Raw genomic sequence first — 18,356 nt, 5'->3', positions numbered from 1 at the left:
GAAAATCTCACCTGTATTTACTGTGCTTGCATTGCAAAATCAATTTGTTCGTAGCTAAATCCTCGGTACATTAAGTAGCGCACGCGCTTAGCTTTATCTTTGTACTCGAGGTTGGCCGGTGTAGTTGAATATTTTTTGTTGTACGCTTCCTGCGCAAGCTCAAACCAGTCTATTTCAAGCTCTTCAACCACTCTTTCAAGTAGTGAACGGTCAATCCCTTTGCCTATGGCTTCGCTTTGAATGCGCTTTAAGCCATGGCCTTTAAAAATGTGTTTTCTGACAAACCCTTCGCAATAACGTTGCTCGTTAATAAAATTGTGCTCTTCGCACCAATTAAGCAGGGTTTCTATAAACTCGTCGCTGGCTTCTTTTTGCTGAAGCTTAAAGGTTAACTCACGGCGCGAATACTCTTGGCGCCCAAGTAACCACAGTACATAGTTTTTAAGCTTTTGTTTTAACTTATCATCCATTAAGCGTCAAAGCGCCCGCTTTGTTCACTGCTAAGTGGTTTAACATTGCTATCGTCACTTGGCGGTACAACTGGCATAAAAATAGCCTGATAAGATACAAAGAAACTAATGTAGCAAATTGGCATTAAAATCAACAGCGGTAAGAACGATAAGAACATAGAAAGCGCCATAAATAACACACAAATAATGCCAAAAACACTCAATGCGAACAGGTTATGATAAAAAACCAATAGCGAATTTTTAAGCGCCGTTAAAATGCGTTTTTCTTTACTAAAATAAATAAGCGGTACCGCGTAAGCAAACGCCATTAAATACACCGCCATTGCCACTAAAAATAGCACCACACTGGCGCCCGAAATACTATTTAAGGTTTGCTCAAGCGCAATGTTAGGATCAAGCCCCTCTTGGCTCATAATAGCCACCGCATCGGCAAATAGGCCATTAGCCAATAAGGCCATTAAAATACCCGCCCCCATTTGGTAAAGCGCTAAACGTAGTAGCCCTAAACGGTTACCTTTTGCGCTAAAGGGTTTGAGTATGTCGGCCAGCATAATTTTACCGCCCTGCTGCTTGCTAAGCACCGCCTGATAAAAGCCGGCGGTTAAAAAAGGCGTAGCAAGTGCCGCAACAACTTGCAGCAAAGGTAAAAATAACGACAGTATGCCCACTATGCCTATTAATAAGTGCATAACTACAAAGGTAAATGGCTGGGTTTTAAAAATATGCCAACCGGCTTTAAACCACTTTAGCCCGGCATCGGCTTTAAAAATTCGTAATTCGTTAGACATACTGGCTCTTAAATTAAACAAAACACGCCAAGTATAACTTGGCGTGAGGGGGGATTAACAGACACTACATGATTAAATAGTTAAGGTTTTTTAATTTTTTTAATATCTAACATATGTGCGCCGTGTTTTATTTTGGTTTCTAGGTAAGCTTTGTTACCTGTAAGGCCTGCTTTAATATGCGCGTGGGTACCAATAACGGTGTCTACTTCAATGCCGGCATCTTTTAATGCATTAAGCTTTTTAGGGTTATTGGTCATTAATTTAACGTGGCTTAAATTAAGTGCGTTGAGCATTAATACCGCGTCCGAAAAATCACGTAAGTCGTCGGCAAAGCCTAAGTGGTTATTAGCCTCGTAAGTGTTCATACCTTGAGATTGCAGCACGTAAGCATCAATTTTATTATATAAACCAATACCCCGGCCCTCTTGGCGTAAATACAATAACACCCCGCCTTGCTCGTGCATCATTTCAATACACTCATTTAACTGCTCGCCACAATCGCAGCGCGATGAATGAAACACATCACCGGTTAAACACTCAGAGTGCATGCGAATAAGCGGCACATTTTGATTTACATCAGCATTATTAAATACAAACGCAACGTGTTCTTGGCCGTCTTTTAAGCCACTAAAAGACACTATTTCTGCGGGAATATCACTATTTTTGCCAACATTAAGCTGGGCTCTTGCTCTTACTTGCGCCACGACAAATCCAAATAATTAAATAACTACGACACCATAAGGTGATAATATCACAAATGTTTAAAGTTAGATCGTAGTACACTAGGTTTATGGCAAATATATGGCGATTACACAGGCTATTTTCAATCTTAATATGCAATAAACTCCCACTACCTAGGGCTATTTCCCCAAAACAATGACAAACTTGTACGCATTTGCTATTTTAATTTTATTACTTTTACCACGCTGCTTATACATTAAGTTAATACACCGCACCTATAAAAAGCTAAAACGGTGTTACCTAGTTATCTCAGCAGGCACTATTAGTACAGTTTAATGACGAAAGTTAGTTACAGCTTAGTGCACATGGGTATTAGGTAATTAGTTAGTTTTATAAGCAAGCGCCCACTCAAAAGATAATGAAAACCATTATCACTTGTGGTATTTTGTTTCTAGATTGAACACTAATAGGGATTATTATGAAAGCACAACACCTCGCCTTAGTTATCGGATTAACCTTTACGCCTTTTGCAAGCCAGGCCAATGCAAGCCAAGTAAGCGATGATAAAGCCGCCTTTTCTGATGCATACCAAAGTTATTTAACGGCTGTTAAAAAAGACGAAAACATAGAGCAAGCGGCTAAACATGCCTATACTACAGGCCTTGCGCTTTATGGTGATAAAAGTGATAACACCGCAAGCCTTGCTATTAATTACGCCAAAGCAATTACAGCGCCGCGCTCTATCAACGACAAAAAAAATGTATCAGAGCAACGCTTCGAACTTTACTCGTAAGCCTATACAATACTGGCAAATAACCACGGTAAAAATGCAATAGAAACAATCGACGCCCTAATAGGCAAGGCGGAAAACACCCGCTCGGCCTATCAAGCCGATAACGATTACGACCGTATAATTGAAATAGCTAAAACACAAAACAACCCTAAATTTGTTGCCGACATGCAGTTTGAAGCAGCCTCGCTGCTTGCCAAAAAATTTGCTCATAAAAAATACCATAAAGCTAAAACGCTGCTTAACCAAGCCGATGACTACTACCGTAATAACCTAGACGACAATACCGTAGAGCGCATTAAAGCCGACTTTTTAATGGCGTCGTTTGCTCAAGGTAAGAAAAAATACAATGAAGCCATTGAACGACTAAACCATGTTGTATCGGTATTTGATAACAACTTAAGCTTTGATCACAGCGCTGAGCTTACTGCGCACTCAAAGCTTGTTAACCTTTACGAAAAAACAGGCCAAAGCGAACAAGCCACTAAGCATTGTTTAGCAATTGCTAAAATGGTGCCGTGGAAAAAAACACAAGAGCAAACACCTATATACCGCAAAAACCCTGAGTACCCACAAAACAAAGCACGCCAAATGCGAGATGGTATTGTCGTTGTTGAATTTGACGTAGATACCGCAGGCTTTGTCAAAAACCCAGAGGTAGTTAGCTCACAAGGGGGGAAAGAGTTTGAAAGGTCGGCACTTACGGCACTTAAAAAGTGGCGTTATGCACCAAAATTTGAAGACGGCCAACCCGTTGTTGCAAGCACGCAAGTACAGCTCGACTTTAAAATAGCCAGATAACACGCAAGGTATTATAGCGTCTTTTTGTTCAGGTAGTTTTATTCAAAGCTTTGCGAGTATTTTATCGCTTGCGGCTTCAATTAAATCGAGCACATTTTCAAAGCCATCATCGCCGCCGTAGTATGGGTCGGGTATGGTGCTTTGGCTTTGCTCGCCGTATTCTAAAAACAATGCCAGCTTGTAATGTAAATGGGTGGGGCATTGCGCTTTTAAGTCAGCTAAGTTTTGTGTGTCGGCCGCTAAAATTAAATCAAACTCAGTAAAATCGCTGCTGCGCACTGGGCGCGAAAATATACCTTTAAAGCTATAACCGCGTTTTTCACCCGCAGCCATTGAGCGGCTATCTGGCGTTTTACCTTCGTGGTAGCCAATAGTCCCTGCCGAGTCTACTTTTACCTCAACACCTAATTTTTTAGCGCGCGCTTTTAACACCGCCTCTGCTGTGGGCGAGCGGCAAATATTACCTAAACACACTATCAGTACTTTTTTCATTAAGGCTCCTTTAGCTAATTTAACCACCTAGGCTTTAAAACTGTTTTAATATAGCCTCGTTATAGTCATCGGCATTTAAAGTCAGGTTATACTTGGCCGCCACACTATCAAGATCCGCTTGTTTTATAGTTAACTCGTCCATAGTAATGGTGTTATCGTCAAGCTGCCATAAAAGCCGTGAGCCCGCATAACTATAATGAATCGCTAACAATGCATCGGCATTACCCTCGCGCCCTGCCGCTTTTAGCTTTGGCATTTTGCGGGTTATTTTATTAAGCGCTTGTTTAAGCTCCCACACATATACCACTTCGGTCATAAAACTATGGGTACGGTATTTATTTAACAGCCAACCAATGGCCAAACTTGTTATAACAACACCGGTTAAATTCCAATGAAAATGGCTCCCGCTTTCATCAGGAAACAACGCAATTAACGTTTGCGATATAGCCAAGCTGCCAACAGCTAAACCCGCCGCACACCCAGCAATTACCCTATTTAAATGTTTGCGGTAACGTGCTTTATCTATTTGTATGAGTTGCATAACAGCCTAAAAAATTAATAAGTAAAAATATAGCGAACGCTATTGTAACTAAACCCCGCAATTTTTATAAAATTATTTAACCCCTTTTTGATTTGCCCCCCGTTATAGCTTTTAAACAACCCAATAAGTTTACTCGGAGCGGCTTATGCACACACTTGAAGTACCCAATAATTCAGCATTTATTAAAACATCAACCGCCGTTATTGGCGGCGCAGTAATGACCTTTGCCGCCTTTGCATTTATGCAATACCTAATTAGTGGCGAGCAGCGCGCGCCTATAAAACTTGGCGACGATATTATTGTAGAGATTTTTCAGGCACCAGAGGATTCAAAAGTAAGGCATATACAAAAAATACAGCCACCACCGCCTGTGCCAAAAACGCCACCTAAAGCGCCACCAGTCGATACCTCAAACGACCCTGTAATAGCGATTAACGAATTAACACCAATCACTATTGATGATTTTGGAGATGACATAAATAGCACGATTAACCGCCCAACAGGCGATGCAACACCCATAGTGCGCATAAACCCAAAATACCCAACATCTGCTGCGCGCAATGGCATAGAAGGCTGGGTACAACTGAGCTTTAGCATTTCGCCCACCGGCGAAGTAATAAACCCAGTGGTAATAAACGCCGAGCCCAAACGTACCTTTGACCGCGAAGCAATAAGAGCCATAAAACGCTGGAAATATCGCCCCAAAGTAATAGAAGGTGTGGCACAATTACAAACAGATCAAACCGTACAGCTCGATTTTAAATTAGATAACTCTATTTAACGGACTAAACGCCTATGTTACTCAGTATTAAGTCATGGTTATTTGAAACGCCAAGCAAGGATTGCATGGCAAGTTACGCAAAAAGTGGCGACAACCGCTACTTAGAGCAGCTTATTGCCTTATACAGTAACGATTTATATCACTACCTAGTGACGCAATCTAATACGCATTTAGCATACGACGTAAGCCAACAAACCTGGCTAAAAGTAATTGAAAAGCGCCACCTTTACCAAGCGCAAACCACGCCAAAAGCGTGGTTATTTAAACTCGCGCGCAACACATTAGTAGACGAATACCGCAAACAGCAGCGCTTTGTAGAGCTTGACGAAAACACCCACATACCCGCGCAGCAAAATGAGCAAGGTAATAACAATAGTATTAGCAATATAAATTACCAAGCGTTCGATAGCGCACTCAAGCAACTGAGCTTTGTACAGCGCGAAGCCGTTACCTTACAACAAGAAGGCTTTAGCCTTGCCGACATAGAGCTTATAACGCAAAGCAACCATGAGAGCGTAAAAACAAGGCTGCGCTATGCCAAGCAAAACCTTAAACGTTTATTAGGAGCAAACAATGAACAAGCCTGATGAGCAGTTTGACCAAAAGCTCACTCAACACTACAAAGAGCGAAAAGCACGCACTACACTCAGCGCTTCCCAGCAAAAAGCGTTACTTAATAATGCCAGCCATAAAAAGCCCTCAAAGCTTAGTTTTACGCTACAGTTAACCAGCCTTGCCTGCGCACTGGGCGTATTCGCATTTATTGTGTTTGATAGTAACGAGGGCATTAACCACGCACCTAAAACAGTGCTTAACACTATCGATATTCACAACTACTCAATTATTAAAACCCACGAAATAAACCCATCAGGCAGTTACACAAGCGCCATTACCGAGCAAAAACACGCACTCGATACTCAGCATGCTAATAGCTTGCGCTTACACCAACAACGCCACATAGAATACGGCACTCTCGTAAAGGTTGATAACGACTGGTACATAGCCAGCTGTAATGACGAGGTACTGGTACAAATTAAGCAGTCACTGCTCAGTGATTTAAAGGGTAAACATGCGGTAGAAAGTGGTCTAAATACGGGCGATATGCTGGCTATGGCGCATAACGGTAAAGGGCAGATTGTAGCGCTTAAACATGCGGGAGTTGGGACTAGGCAGTGTGGGGCTTAGGTGGTTTAGCTCAGTTAATGTTGGTGGTAATTTAGATATTTATTACCACCGAGAACACAGAGGCGCTTCGCGCTGCACAGAGGTAGTTAACTATCGCCCATATAATCTAATGGTGAGGAAAGCTCTATAAAATCACGATATTGCTCTTTGGTAATTTTGTTGTATTCATCTTTGATATAGATATAGTCAAGCCATAATAAAGTAACTTCTGGAGAAGCTTCTATTTTATGCTGTGCTAACGCATTTTCTGTGTATTGCAGTTCCGTTAAACCATCATCACTAGAAGAAATCCAAAAATCATAAGGATTTGATTCTGAAACAAAAATACTGCAAAAAATATTCTCAATAAATTTAGATAGTGAAATAGGGTAATCACCTTCATAGTAATTATTTACTTTTGTACCCAAATTTTCATGGTAAAGTTGTCCCGTATATGAGTCAGGGTCAATAAAATAGGTTAACTCGGCCGAAAAATGTTCTTCCGAAATATTTTTTTGTAAAAAGCTGCTTAAACTTATATTTTCCATTTTACCCTTACTATTTGGTTCTTTCCGCTTAAATAGTCCACTAATTATCTCTTCATAAAGTGGGTGGTCTTTTTCATGGATACAAAACAAAATAGCGAGCACAAGCACATCTACTTTTTTACCATTTGGTAAATTTACAATAATGGCAGTAATGCGTTCAGTAATTTGAATAGCTGTTCTTGCTGACACCTGAAAAGCATCTAATACAACAGAGATATTAGCTAAAGCAGTTTCGGGGTTTTCTGTGTGGGGGAGTAGCTCAATATTTTTACTTTCTAAATACGCAGTTTCAAATTTAGTTGTATCACTATGTACTGATAAAAAATCCTTCAAAGCAGGACGCTTTAAACTGTAACGACTATTAAAAAAACGGCCTAAATAAACCTTAGCGTCAAACCCTTCACCGTATATTGATTTTATTGTATGTTGGAGCTGATCGGTATCCGTAGCCACAACAAATACGATACCTTTTACATTAAAAATATGTTTAATCGCCTCTAGCATTTCTACTGCATAACTTGGGCGACAACGGTCTAATTCATCAATAAAAATAAATATAGGTAACGACTTATCTTCCTGCTCTTCAAACTTATTTACCCAATCAGCTAACTTCGCTTTGATTACTTCAACGCTTTTATTTTTAGCTTCATGATCTTTAATTAAGTTTTGTGCAAGCGCCTTTACAGCAGGCGAAAAGTCGCTGCCCGTCGGCTTATTAGAGTTTTGATTTTGGTCATTTTCAGTTTCATCATCAGAAAATAGTAATGTGTGTAACTCATCTAAATCGATGCCTGATATTTTTTTAGTTAGGCCTTGTGCGATAGCAGGTGCAACAGCCTTAAACATCGAAACGGCACTTTTAGGTATGGTTATATTAAACTTAGCCTGACGTTGAAGCTGCTTGATGATACCTGCAATTACAGTTAAAAATGGGTCGTCTGAATAGTCTTGCTGCCATGCATCAATATATACAACAGGAAAATCTACTATTAATTCTCGTGACCAACGCTTAAGAAAATAGGTTTTACCTGCCCCCCATTCAGCATTAAGATTTAATACATAGTTTTTCTTTTGCTCATCATCAGGCCTACTTTCGTCATAACCTTCTTGAGCCAATAGCCTTGATAAGAAAGTGGCGTAGCGAGCTCTATCTAATTTATCTGCAGGAAAATATTCCTCTAATGGTGGCTTAGTTGCTTCACTCCAATTAAATTCTTTCATTTAATTCCCTTTAAATAGTCTTTTTTCATAGTGCGATATAAAACGATCGCCGCTGAGTTCTCCGAGCTAACGCCCGACGCGCCAGCAAGCTGTACGCCTACAACAAACACTACATATAATTAGCCTTGGGTTTGCTCATTGCATCGGTGATACGTTGGGTTTCGTGTCACTCAACCCAACCTACGTCGCTAATATCTTGTAAATCATCGGTAATGGTTACTGCTTTAAAAGTCGTTGTTCTGGATTGTGTAAGTACTTTAGGCCGATGGTCACTATACGTGTATGTACCATTGTTATAACGCGTAGTTGAACATTACCAATAACCACAATTGAGCCTTTACTGATTTCTCCTGAGAGCTTTTGGTTGATCACTTCTTCCAAGCTTATGCCCTCTGGCGCGTCTATTTTCATGTGGTATGAGTAAAATATATCGCCTACTAACGTAACCCCTTTCACTTTAAGTTCGTTGCGCGCTAAGTGGCTGTCTTGGTGGTTTGTTTTATCGGTTGCTGTAAAAACTAAATCAACAAAAGGTCTGTTAGCGGGTTTTAAAACAACAAATAAATGATCGTTTGGTTTTAATTTAGTTGAGCCGCGTGGCGGTATGATTGAAGGCCCTCGTGTGATCATGGCTACAACTACACTTTCTGGTAGTGCAGCATGTGACAAACTGCGCCCAGAAACCCGAGAAACCTCACTTAACGTGTACTCTACAATTTCTATATCAATATCATTTAGGGCGGTAATTTCGAGCGTTGCAGCTGCTAAATCGGGTGGCGGCTCTATTAAACTTAACTTTTTAGCCATCCAAGGCATAGTTGAGCCTTGCAACGTGGCCGAGATTAACACCACGAAAAAAACCACATTAAAAATAAGCTCCGCCCCTGAAAGGCCAAACAACAGTGGGAATATAGCTAAAATAATCGGCACTGAGCCTCTTAACCCCACCCAAGATACAAATAAAGTTTCGCGATTATTAAAGCCAAATAATTTTAAAACTGGCGCTACCGCAAGTGGGCGAGCAACAAAAATAAGTGCCAGTGCAATTAACAACCCTTCTAACCATACATCAACCAAAGACGAGGGGTTAATTAAAAGCCCTAACACAACAAACATGGTTATTTGCCCAAGCCACGCTAAACCATCGTGAAAAAGAAAAATGCCGCGTTTATATACAAATTTACTGTTACCTAAAATAACGCCGGTTATAAATACAGCTAAAAAGCCACTGCCGCCAAGCGTTGCAGAAAGGCCAAAAGAAAGCAGCCCAAATGCGGTTACCATTACTAAATACAAACCTGATGCATTTAATTTTATTCGATTAATAAACCACACCGACACCTTACCAATTAAAAACCCACAAACGGCGCCTACGCCCATTTGTTGGGCAAATAACTGCAGTAAACCCAGCCCTATTGGCATGTCGTTCACTAGCATTTCGAGCAAACCAACCGTTAAAAAAATAGCCATTGGATCGTTCGAGGCGCTTTCTATTTCAAGGGTTGATTTAAGTTTTTTATTTAAGTGAATACCGGCGCTTCGTAAAAGTGCAAATACGGCAGCCGCATCTGTGGAGCCCACAATAGCGCCCAGTAAAACGCCTTGTAATACGGGTAAGTCTAAAATATAAGTGGCGACAAGGCCGGTAATTACAGCCGTTAAAAGCACCCCGACCGTTGCTAAAGCCGAAGCAGGTTTCCACACTTGTTTAATAGAGCTGGTTGGCGTTTGTAGCCCACCATCAAATAGAATAATAGCCAGTGCTAGGGTGCCCAGAGCATGAGCCGCCTCTGCGTTATCAAATGATATGCCGGCAATACCGTCTTCACCTGCAAGCATGCCCACCAGTAAAAATAGCACCAGCACGGGTAAGCCAACGCGCGCAGATAGCTTGCTCGAGATAACCCCTAGTAAAATTAAAATGGCACTAACAAGAATGATATTATCTATTACAAACATAGTGTGGGTTTACAGCCTTGTATAAGTTAAAAAGTAAGAATTTATAGCTATTAAAAAGCTTAAAGCTCATACCATACAATAACCTAAAAAATATAAATACGGGTACTTAACTGCATATTTAAAACAAAAAAGCCTGCGATTAAGCAGGCTTTCGTATATTTAGTAGAGTCCTCTCATAAAATATTTAAAACTGTCTTTTCAGCCTTAACTCTATGAGAATCCGTTTTCAATATCCCGAAAAGTCCATTGTCCATTTGGATCAGCTATATCGATTAACTCACACGCTTTTTTATTCCAAGCCGCTAAACACGTAATGTAGTTAGTTAATTGATGATAGGCTCTATCCGGCGCATCAGGACGTATTCTTGACATAGTGAAACCTGAATAAGTAGCGCCACTGCCTACCCAACTAACAATAGAGGATACGGCTCCACCTCCAGGAACAACAAAACCAACTGTAGTTGTGACCAGTCCTAATATAGTAGCTGTTTTTTCTACTGCGTTACCTGTTTTCATAATATCACTGCTTATTACAGGGTGTAGTAAAGCTAACAAATTAACAGCTTGTGGTTGATTAGAAGCAACGGCAACATCATTGGATGTTTTGGAAGTATTAGTTGGTGCGGCTCTCCCTCCACGCATTGCAGGTAGTAGGCTATTAAAAGATTTTTGGCTATTACTACTTGTGGAAAAAGTTACTGACTGTGTACTCAAGCCTCCGGCTTTAACTCTTTTTTCATCTCGTGGCGTTACAGTTGATTTGTAAGTGCGCTGTAACCTCCTATAAACAGCTGCACTGCATTGAGTCATTTGTATAGCTAATGCTGCTTGCTCTTTGAAATCTCGACCGATTGCTCGCTCTGATAACTGAGTTAGCTGATTTTTCTTTTTAAGAGCTTGCTGACCAATCATAATATCCATAAAAATGTCCTTATTTATTATTTAATTGGTGAAATCATATCATTTAAAGTTACGTAGAGAAATCCTGACAAGTTACTATTACAATGATTTAAGGTACATAAAAAGCTGCTTCAGAGTATTCGATTTATGCTTCTTTAACAGAGGAGTATCTTAAGTATGAACCATGACTATATGTAAAACATAAACCTTTTACTAAATTTACTTAGTGAATTATTTGAGGCTTAATATTACTAAAATCACTGTGGATTGTAATCTCTATATTATCAGGTTTTATAGCAACATCGCTTAAACCCGTATTAGTGAAATACTCTTCGAAGCCCTGCTGATATTCAGGAAGAACCTGCTTATATGCATTAATAAATAAACTCAGCTTTTTAGCTATAGTTGGATACTTAGCTGCAAGGCCTCGTAGCTTTTCAGGCTCAGAAAAAGCAAATTCGGCGAAAATATTAAAGTCGTTCTCAATATTAGTTTTACCGTAGGTAGATAAAAATCCATTTTCATAATCAGGCTCTATACTTCTATCTTGCGTTAAAGCCTCATAATTCGAGGAAGCAGGACTCCAACTTTCCGGCAACAGACCTTGCCATGCAAGATTAACAAAAGGGGAGCGTAAATAAATTAAAGAACTGAGTTCGTGATGAACTCCCCGTAACGAATTTTCATAATTGAAGTTAGTACCGTTCTCATCTGAGATATTTGATAATATTATAGAATTTCTTGAATATGTTCCCCCCGCTTCAGCCCCCTCCATGAGCATGGGTCCTGAAATATTAATAGCATTAATAAATTTGGAAACAAAGCCTTCAGGGTAAACCTCCAACGCGGCTTCAATACCATCAAGTGACTCTGAAGAATCCTCCAAAGAAGTGCTTTGCATTTCAAGTGTAGGCGGCTTGCCTTCAATTCCTAAAAATTGTTCAGGGAAAAATAAACGAGTATCGCCAGCTCGGATATCTAGTTGGTATGTTTTACTTAAGCGCTTAGCTTGTGCGGTTTCACTTTCTTGGAAGGAGCATGCGTTCAGAAATAGTAAAAAACTAAAAAAGATAGCAGCTTTTTTTTCATTTTTATAAAAAACATTTCGAGCTTGGATAACCACTCATTACATCCAATATAGATATTTTATTAAGTAATGGTCTATACCACTTTTTAGCACCCATTAGTTACAGCTCCAATTTATCAACTTGTTAGTAAGAAATGAGTCAATATCTTTGTGGCTGTTCAAATTCATATAGTCCAAGTCAAAATTCAATACAATTTTTTCAACTTTGAGCTGCCTTAAACAGCTATAACCTTTTTTTGATTTGCCGCTACCATCTAGCATACAACTCCCCCAAAACTCATAGGTATCATCTCCTTTTTTATATGCATCCCAATGATACTTACTCTGCATATCAAAATAAATTCCATCTAAATCACTCTTAATTAGTGATTGTATTGTTTTTGGAGATTTTTCAATATTTTTTTTGGATAAGTTAACTTGTATATTATGTCTATACTTATCCGACGAAAGATTTGAAGTAAACGCTTTGAATGTAGCTATTTCTTTAGCCACACTTTCTCCTGAGAAGAATAAACTTGGACCATAGTTAGTAGCACTATCATAATTTTTATCTTTATTTGACGTAGCAGCTAAGCTAGCTGGTGTTAATTTATCAAGAGGTAGACAATACCCCTGCCATTTTAGTTTGTTCTCAGTGCAACCATTTGCCAATAGAACGCTTAAAAATAAAAGAACGAACTTAATCATTGTGCGGGTCTCTGGTAATTAGTGTTACTGTCACAGTCATGGCAATATAAATCACCGTATAATTTAAACTCAGCTTCATTGGGCACGCTATCAAGCCATGTACCACCATAAAAACTAGGTGGTATATTAAATTTTCTAAATGCCTCATGATGATAATCAGCCATCTGCTTCAAACTGAGTAACCCTTTAACTTTTCCTATATTACCAGCTTGGTAATCGTGGTGGACATACTTTATATGTTGTTTAGCAACCTCTAAACCTACCCTTTTTATCATGTTACGAGTCTCTAGAAATGTACCTCTAAACCCTCCTTTCTCAAGCCCCGCAGCTAAATTAACTACTGTAGAACGTGCCATGAACTCCCAATAGACGAAGCCTTTATTATTCCAAAAAAGAGGATTACCTTTTTCGATTTCTCTTTTAAGCTTTTCTGTATTAGAGACCCAAAGAGCATAGCCAATTCGAGCAACAGGGTCCATTTTACGTAATCGGCTAAGCCAAAAGCCCTCCAAGTCTTCAGCTAGAAAAAGGGCTCTCTCTTGAGGAGTTATAGATAAGTTTGGGGTAGACATAGTTACATTCCTTTTTATATTGAAATCCTTTAATAGAAGTCCAATGTACCCTTAATAGATAATAGTGTCAATTTGACAGCTTATCTAATAAATTCTCACTGTTAAGGATTATCCCAACTCAAATAATCATTTGTTTCGCATGATATTAAACAAAAAAGCCTGCGATTAAGCAGGCTTTTGAGTATTTAAACGAGTAAATTTTATAACACTATTATGCTTGTTACTAAGTACGCTATAAACGTCAGTGCGCCACCAAATAACGCATACGGTAGCTGCGTTTTAACGTGGGTGAGTAAGTCACACCCCGAGGCGAGTGCCGATACGGCGCTGGTGTCGGATATAGGCGAGCAGTGATCGCCAAATATACCGCCGCCTAAAATAGCGCCTACCACCAGTGAAGGTGGCAAACCGAGCGCTTGAATAAGCGGTACGCCAATAGGAATAAGTATGGCAAATGTGCCCCACGAGGTACCCGTAGTAAACGACATAACCGCGCCGGTTAAAAACAGCACTGGTACAATTAAGTAAATAGGTAGGTAATCGCCCACTAGTGATGCGACAAATACGCCCGTGCCTAGCTCTTTTAAGCTTGCGCCCAGTGTAAGTGAAAGCAATACAATGCTCACCAGCGGTAATAACTCGCCCATGCCTTTAAAGCCGGTATCGACTAATTGATGGTGAGTAAATTGGCGCGAGCTAATCATTAAAACATATGCAACCACAATGGCTAATACCGTTGCGTATAAAACTGATTTAGAGCCGCTGCCTTCTGCAAGTACGCCGTTGCCGGTGTAAAACATAAAGCCTACCATGCTCACAATTAAGGTAAGTAATGGCACTAGCATGTAACGCGCTTTAGAGCCTTTTACTTCTTCTTTTAGGTCGGTTTTTTGCAGCTCTAGCTTTTGCTCGGCTTCTTTCATTGGGCCATGTACTTTATCAAACGCGATAGTGTAAAACACAATGACTAGCGTGATAATGGCGTAAAAGTTGTACCCTACGCTGCCCCATAAAATAGAAACTGCCGATTCGCTTAGCTCGTAATTGCCAAGTAAACCCAGTACAAATGCGCCCCAACCGTTAAGTAATATTAAAATACACACCGGTGCACTGGTACTATCAATAATATAAGCAAGGCGCGCTCGGCTCATTTTAAACTTGTCGAACAAGCCACGCGATACAATACCTGAGGTTAATACGCTGAGGTTTGACTCTATAAATACCGCGATGCCGGTAAACATGGTTAAAAAGCCAACTTGGCGCTTACTTTTTGCAATGCCTTTATTCATAAGCATATTAACGGTGGCTGCTACGCCGCCAGATTCGCGTATGTAGGCAAGCAAGGCACCAATCATAATACTGAATATTAAAATGCGAGTGTTACCCGGCGAGCTGGCTACCGATATTATGCGCTCAATGGTATTTAAAAATGTAGCAAATAAGGTATTACCCTCGCCTTGTATAGCGAGTAAAAATTCTGATGAAGCCACGGCCACCAAAAGTGCCATTATTACTTCTTTTCGCCAAAATACGATAGCGATAGCAATGAGCGGCGGTAATATAGAATACCAAGACATAAATTAACCTTTATTAATAGCGAAGTGCGTTCGCTTTATTCACGTTGAAACGCTTATTTTACAGGCCGTTTTAAAAATGTGGCCTGAATTTGTAAACCGCTTAGCTTAATGGATTGGCTTAGTTAAGTCACCTGCAAATAAATCACTTAAGGCACTGCACTTAGGCCGTTTTAGCCTAAACGATAATTTATTGATTTAGTAGTGCTTCGTAAATAAGCGATACCACCGAGCCATATTGCGCGGTCTCGTATTGTTTGCCCAAAAACCGGTAGTGTTTTCGCCCGCCTTTTATTTTTGTGTGCCGCGCATTGGTCAATAAAATAATGGCTAAGTCGTAGGTTGGATCAATAACCGTTACTGTGCCCGTCCAGCCGGTGTGCCCATACGCTTGTGCGCTTGCGTAAGGGCCAAAATGCCAACGCCTGGCTTGGTTGTTACCTGCAAGCCTAAAGCCTAGGCCATAGGTTTCGTTGTTTAATTGTGGCGTTACAAACTGCGCTAAGGTTGATGCGCTAAATAATTGGGTATTGCCAAAGCCACCTTGGTTTAATAGTACTTGGCAAAGCACAGCTAAATCGGGTGCATTACTAAATAAACCGGCATGCCCTGCTACGCCATTAAACGAATAAAATGCTCGCTCGTCGTGCACTTCGCCTTGCAAAACATTGGTACGAATATTTTCAAAGGCAATACGGCCATCACGGGTATTGCCGCTAAGCTCGGTTGCTGCAAATTCAGCGCGTTTAAAGCCCTTTTTAAGTGGGTTAAATACCGTATTGGTCAGTTTAAGTGGGGCGTAAATGTGTTGCTCTAAGTAGTCATCAAGTGGTTGCCCGGTTATACGCTCAACTAGTACGCCTAAAATCATGTAATCAATATCGGAGTAAACGGCTTGTGCGGGGTATTTATTGCTCAGCGGTACTTGCGTAAGTAACAACTGCTTTGTGGTTTGGCTATTTTGCGAAAAATACGCATCGCCAGTTTTAGCACCTTTACGATGAAAATCAAACACAGGTGGGTAACCCGCTGTATGCGTGAGTAAATCTTTAACTGTGCGCAGCTCGCGGCCATCACCTTTGTATTCGGGTAAGTAACTTTGTACGGGCTTGTTTATATTTAAAAGCCCTTCACTTACAAGTTTCATAAGGGCAAAATTAGTGGCAAATATTTTGGTGTTAGAGGCTAAATCAAACAGAGTGTGTGTTTGCATTGGCTCTGGGCGTAGTAGCATTAAATCACTTTGCTGGTACTGTTTAGCATCGCCATAGGCACTAAGCTTTATGAGTTCGCCACTTTTAATAACGGCTAATACCGCCCCAGGAAAACCAGCTTGTATGTCTTTTTCAATAAGGGCATCGACCTGGCTAAAGTCTATATTACTTTGCGCAGCGGTATTTAAAGTCGGAAACTCAAAGCGCAAGGTAAGGCTTGCGCCTTTAGGTTTAATATTTTCAACCTTAAACGTATTTACCCCGTTGTGGGTGCGCCTTGCTAGCGAATACTCATATAAAGTATTGGCGGCTAATTGGTTGGTAATATTAAGCTTTTGGTTATTTATAAAAATATCGGCACTAATAGCGTTATTATTTTGAATTAATAACTGCCCTCGCCCTTTATACGCTTTAAAAGTGCCACGGTTATTTACGTACTCACGGCTACTTGGGTTAGCCTCAGGAAAAGTGACAATAACTTGGGCTTTTGGAAGCGTTACTAATTTGCTTTGCTTAAGCTCACTTGCTGTAAACTCATTTGGCTTATTTGCCGTACTGCACGCTACAAGAGTAATACTAACAAGCGCCAGTAAAGCCGTTTTAAAACAGCAGCTTAATTTTTTGTTTATTACTAAAGCCATTTGCACCCCTTACTTGTACAGCAAATACGGCGCTCGTTGCTTTTTAAATGCTGCAAGCCCTTGCTGCCAACTTTGTTTTATTTGCCGCTCTGATTGCCCTGCTTCAATAGCTAAACGTAGTTTGTTAGTGCCAGCCAATTTATCCATAAAATCAGCGCGTTCAAAAAAGGTAATATTGTTTTTAGATAATTTATTATAAGCCGTAATTAAATAACTTAAATCAAGCCCGCGCGTGTTTGTTGTGCGTAGATCGAGCCCTTTTACAGGAGTATTTTTAAATTTAGGGTTTGCTGCCGCCCCTTTAATAGAGCGCGGTGTAAAACTAAAATCCCCAAGCGCAACGGGCGAGTAGCCAATTACTTGAAACGCAAAGTCGGTGCCTCTGCCAATACTTACAGGGGTTGCCTCAAAAAAGCACAGCGACGGATACAGCGCAATTGATTGATCGTTCGGTAAATTAGGGCTGGGTTTTACAGGTAAATTGTAGGATGTTGAGCGCGTGTAATGATCAACTGGGATCACAGTAAGCTTTAAATCAGCCGCTTTATTGATCCAGCTTTCGCCTTTGATCATTTTAGCAAGCTCGCCTACCGTCATGCCATGCAGCACGGGGATTGGGTGCATGCCTACAAACGATTTAAATTGGCGCTCAAGTATTGGGCCATCAACGTAGGCAATATTGGGGTTTGGCCTATCAAGCACAATAAATTCTATGCCCTGCTCGGCTGCGGCCTCCATCATGTAATGCATAGAGCTTATGTAGGTATAAAAGCGCACGCCCACATCTTGTATATCAAAAATAATAACATCTACTTCGCTCAGAGCCTCAGCGCTTGGTTTTTTGTTTTTGCCATAAATAGAAATAAGCTGGATACCGGTTTTACTATCAACCGCATTTTTAACATGGGCTCCAGCGTCGTGATCGCCTCTAAAACCATGCTCAGGTGCAAAAATGTTGGTTATGGTTATATTTTTAGTGAGTAAAGCATCAACTAAATGAGTATTTTCAACAAGCGATGTTTGATTTACCACAAGGCCAACACGTTTATTTTGTAGCTGTGGCAAATAATGTTTGTATTGAGCAGCGCCAACAATTGGCGTTGTTTGAGCTGTGTGAGCGTGCGCGCCCACATTAAAAATAGTGATAAATAGTAAAACAAAGGTGATGAATACAGCTTTAAACATACAGCAAGTTCCTTTTAAACAAGGTGTTTAAAATACCACAGCTTAAGTTAAAGAGCAGTGAATGGTTTTGAGCTGTACATAAGTAACTAGAAGCTGCGCTTCTAACGTGAGCAAGCTCTACGTCTACGCTGAAATTTTTAGCTGGGGTGTTTGTTTGACTTAACTGATAGCTGATAGCTGAAAGCTTTCTCAAATTTCAGACACAAAAAAACCGACTTTTGTCGGCTTCTTTTCTATTAACTTAAGTAGTAATAGAAAGT

General features: G+C 40.3%; 17 protein-coding genes and 1 pseudogene. 4 read left to right on the top strand and 14 right to left on the bottom strand.

What is annotated here, in order from left to right; all coding sequences use genetic code 11:
* Positions 1-17: 17 nt before the first annotated feature.
* The 3 genes from MSC25_RS04335 to ribA all read right to left on the bottom strand — a co-directional run bounded on the left by MSC25_RS04335 (position 18) and on the right by ribA (position 1,962).
* Positions 18-470: a regulatory protein RecX gene (locus MSC25_RS04335; protein ID WP_004587512.1), complete on the bottom strand. Its 453-nt coding sequence runs from the start codon at positions 468-470 to the stop codon at positions 18-20.
* Positions 470-1,258, bottom strand: coding sequence for a BPSS1780 family membrane protein (locus tag MSC25_RS04330; RefSeq protein WP_004587511.1), 789 nt, complete (start codon positions 1,256-1,258; stop codon positions 470-472). Before MSC25_RS04330 ends, MSC25_RS04335 begins: the two co-directional genes overlap by 1 nt.
* A gap of 80 nt (positions 1,259-1,338) precedes the next feature.
* Positions 1,339-1,962 (bottom strand): GTP cyclohydrolase II, encoded by a 624-nt coding sequence (gene ribA / locus MSC25_RS04325; protein WP_024031598.1) that lies wholly within the window; start codon positions 1,960-1,962, stop codon positions 1,339-1,341.
* Positions 1,963-2,417: 455 nt separating this feature from the next.
* On the opposite strand from ribA, the pseudogene MSC25_RS20315 reads away from it, so the two are divergent.
* Positions 2,418-3,530 (top strand): annotated as a pseudogene (locus MSC25_RS20315) (energy transducer TonB).
* Between the two features lie 42 nt (positions 3,531-3,572).
* Here MSC25_RS20315 and MSC25_RS04310 read toward each other — a convergent pair.
* Both MSC25_RS04310 and MSC25_RS04305 read right to left on the bottom strand, forming a co-directional pair.
* Entirely contained in the window at positions 3,573-4,022 is a 450-nt protein-coding gene (locus tag MSC25_RS04310) for a low molecular weight protein-tyrosine-phosphatase (protein ID WP_248442750.1), read from the bottom strand.
* 34 nt (positions 4,023-4,056) lie between these two features.
* Entirely contained in the window at positions 4,057-4,563 is a 507-nt protein-coding gene (locus MSC25_RS04305) for a DUF3087 domain-containing protein (RefSeq protein ID WP_248442748.1), read from the bottom strand.
* A gap of 145 nt (positions 4,564-4,708) precedes the next feature.
* Between MSC25_RS04305 and MSC25_RS04300 the strand changes: the two genes are divergently transcribed.
* Genes MSC25_RS04300 through MSC25_RS04290 form a run of 3 tightly spaced genes read left to right on the top strand, consistent with a single transcriptional unit; the run spans position 4,709 to position 6,529 of the window.
* On the top strand, positions 4,709-5,344 hold the full coding sequence (locus tag MSC25_RS04300; RefSeq protein ID WP_248442746.1) for an energy transducer TonB: 636 nt from the start codon (positions 4,709-4,711) through the stop codon (positions 5,342-5,344).
* A 14-nt stretch (positions 5,345-5,358) separates the two neighbouring features.
* Positions 5,359-5,931: a sigma-70 family RNA polymerase sigma factor gene (locus MSC25_RS04295; RefSeq protein WP_248442744.1), complete on the top strand. Its 573-nt coding sequence runs from the start codon at positions 5,359-5,361 to the stop codon at positions 5,929-5,931.
* Positions 5,918-6,529, top strand: a complete 612-nt coding sequence (locus MSC25_RS04290) for a hypothetical protein (protein ID WP_248442741.1) — start codon at positions 5,918-5,920, stop codon at positions 6,527-6,529. The genes MSC25_RS04295 and MSC25_RS04290 overlap by 14 nt, the downstream gene beginning before the upstream one ends.
* 86 nt (positions 6,530-6,615) lie before the next feature.
* Here MSC25_RS04290 and MSC25_RS04285 read toward each other — a convergent pair whose 3' ends face one another.
* From MSC25_RS04285 to MSC25_RS04245, 9 genes are all read right to left on the bottom strand, one after another.
* Entirely contained in the window at positions 6,616-8,277 is a 1,662-nt protein-coding gene (locus MSC25_RS04285) for a P-loop NTPase fold protein (protein WP_248442739.1), read from the bottom strand.
* Positions 8,278-8,493: 216 nt separating this feature from the next.
* Positions 8,494-10,236 carry a potassium/proton antiporter gene (locus tag MSC25_RS04280; protein ID WP_096739138.1) on the bottom strand — a complete coding sequence of 581 codons (1,743 nt, stop codon included), beginning with the start codon at positions 10,234-10,236 and terminating at the stop codon, positions 8,494-8,496.
* Between the two features lie 210 nt (positions 10,237-10,446).
* Positions 10,447-11,157: a hypothetical protein gene (locus MSC25_RS04275; RefSeq protein ID WP_248442737.1), complete on the bottom strand. Its 711-nt coding sequence runs from the start codon at positions 11,155-11,157 to the stop codon at positions 10,447-10,449.
* 202 nt (positions 11,158-11,359) lie between these two features.
* Positions 11,360-12,259 (bottom strand): hypothetical protein, encoded by a 900-nt coding sequence (locus tag MSC25_RS04270; RefSeq protein ID WP_248442736.1) that lies wholly within the window; start codon positions 12,257-12,259, stop codon positions 11,360-11,362.
* Between the two features lie 60 nt (positions 12,260-12,319).
* Positions 12,320-12,910, bottom strand: a complete 591-nt coding sequence (locus tag MSC25_RS04265; RefSeq protein WP_248442734.1) for a hypothetical protein — start codon at positions 12,908-12,910, stop codon at positions 12,320-12,322.
* Complete coding sequence (locus MSC25_RS04260) at positions 12,907-13,482, bottom strand: hypothetical protein (RefSeq protein WP_248442732.1); 576 nt, start codon at positions 13,480-13,482, stop codon at positions 12,907-12,909. The genes MSC25_RS04265 and MSC25_RS04260 overlap by 4 nt, the downstream gene beginning before the upstream one ends.
* A 200-nt stretch (positions 13,483-13,682) precedes the next feature.
* Positions 13,683-15,059: a Na+/H+ antiporter NhaC family protein gene (locus tag MSC25_RS04255; protein WP_029773935.1), complete on the bottom strand. Its 1,377-nt coding sequence runs from the start codon at positions 15,057-15,059 to the stop codon at positions 13,683-13,685.
* A gap of 187 nt (positions 15,060-15,246) precedes the next feature.
* Positions 15,247-16,911 carry a penicillin binding protein PBP4B gene (gene pbp4b / locus MSC25_RS04250; protein WP_248442729.1) on the bottom strand — a complete coding sequence of 555 codons (1,665 nt, stop codon included), beginning with the start codon at positions 16,909-16,911 and terminating at the stop codon, positions 15,247-15,249.
* A gap of 9 nt (positions 16,912-16,920) precedes the next feature.
* Positions 16,921-18,096: a DUF1343 domain-containing protein gene (locus MSC25_RS04245; protein ID WP_248442726.1), complete on the bottom strand. Its 1,176-nt coding sequence runs from the start codon at positions 18,094-18,096 to the stop codon at positions 16,921-16,923.
* Positions 18,097-18,356 lie beyond the last annotated feature (260 nt).

Source organism: Pseudoalteromonas sp. 1CM17D, assembly GCF_023161805.1.
Taxonomy (GTDB): Bacteria; Pseudomonadota; Gammaproteobacteria; order Enterobacterales; family Alteromonadaceae; genus Pseudoalteromonas; species Pseudoalteromonas atlantica.
Note: the sequence above shows the minus strand (reverse complement) of the source record. Positions and strands in the feature narration are given on the sequence as shown.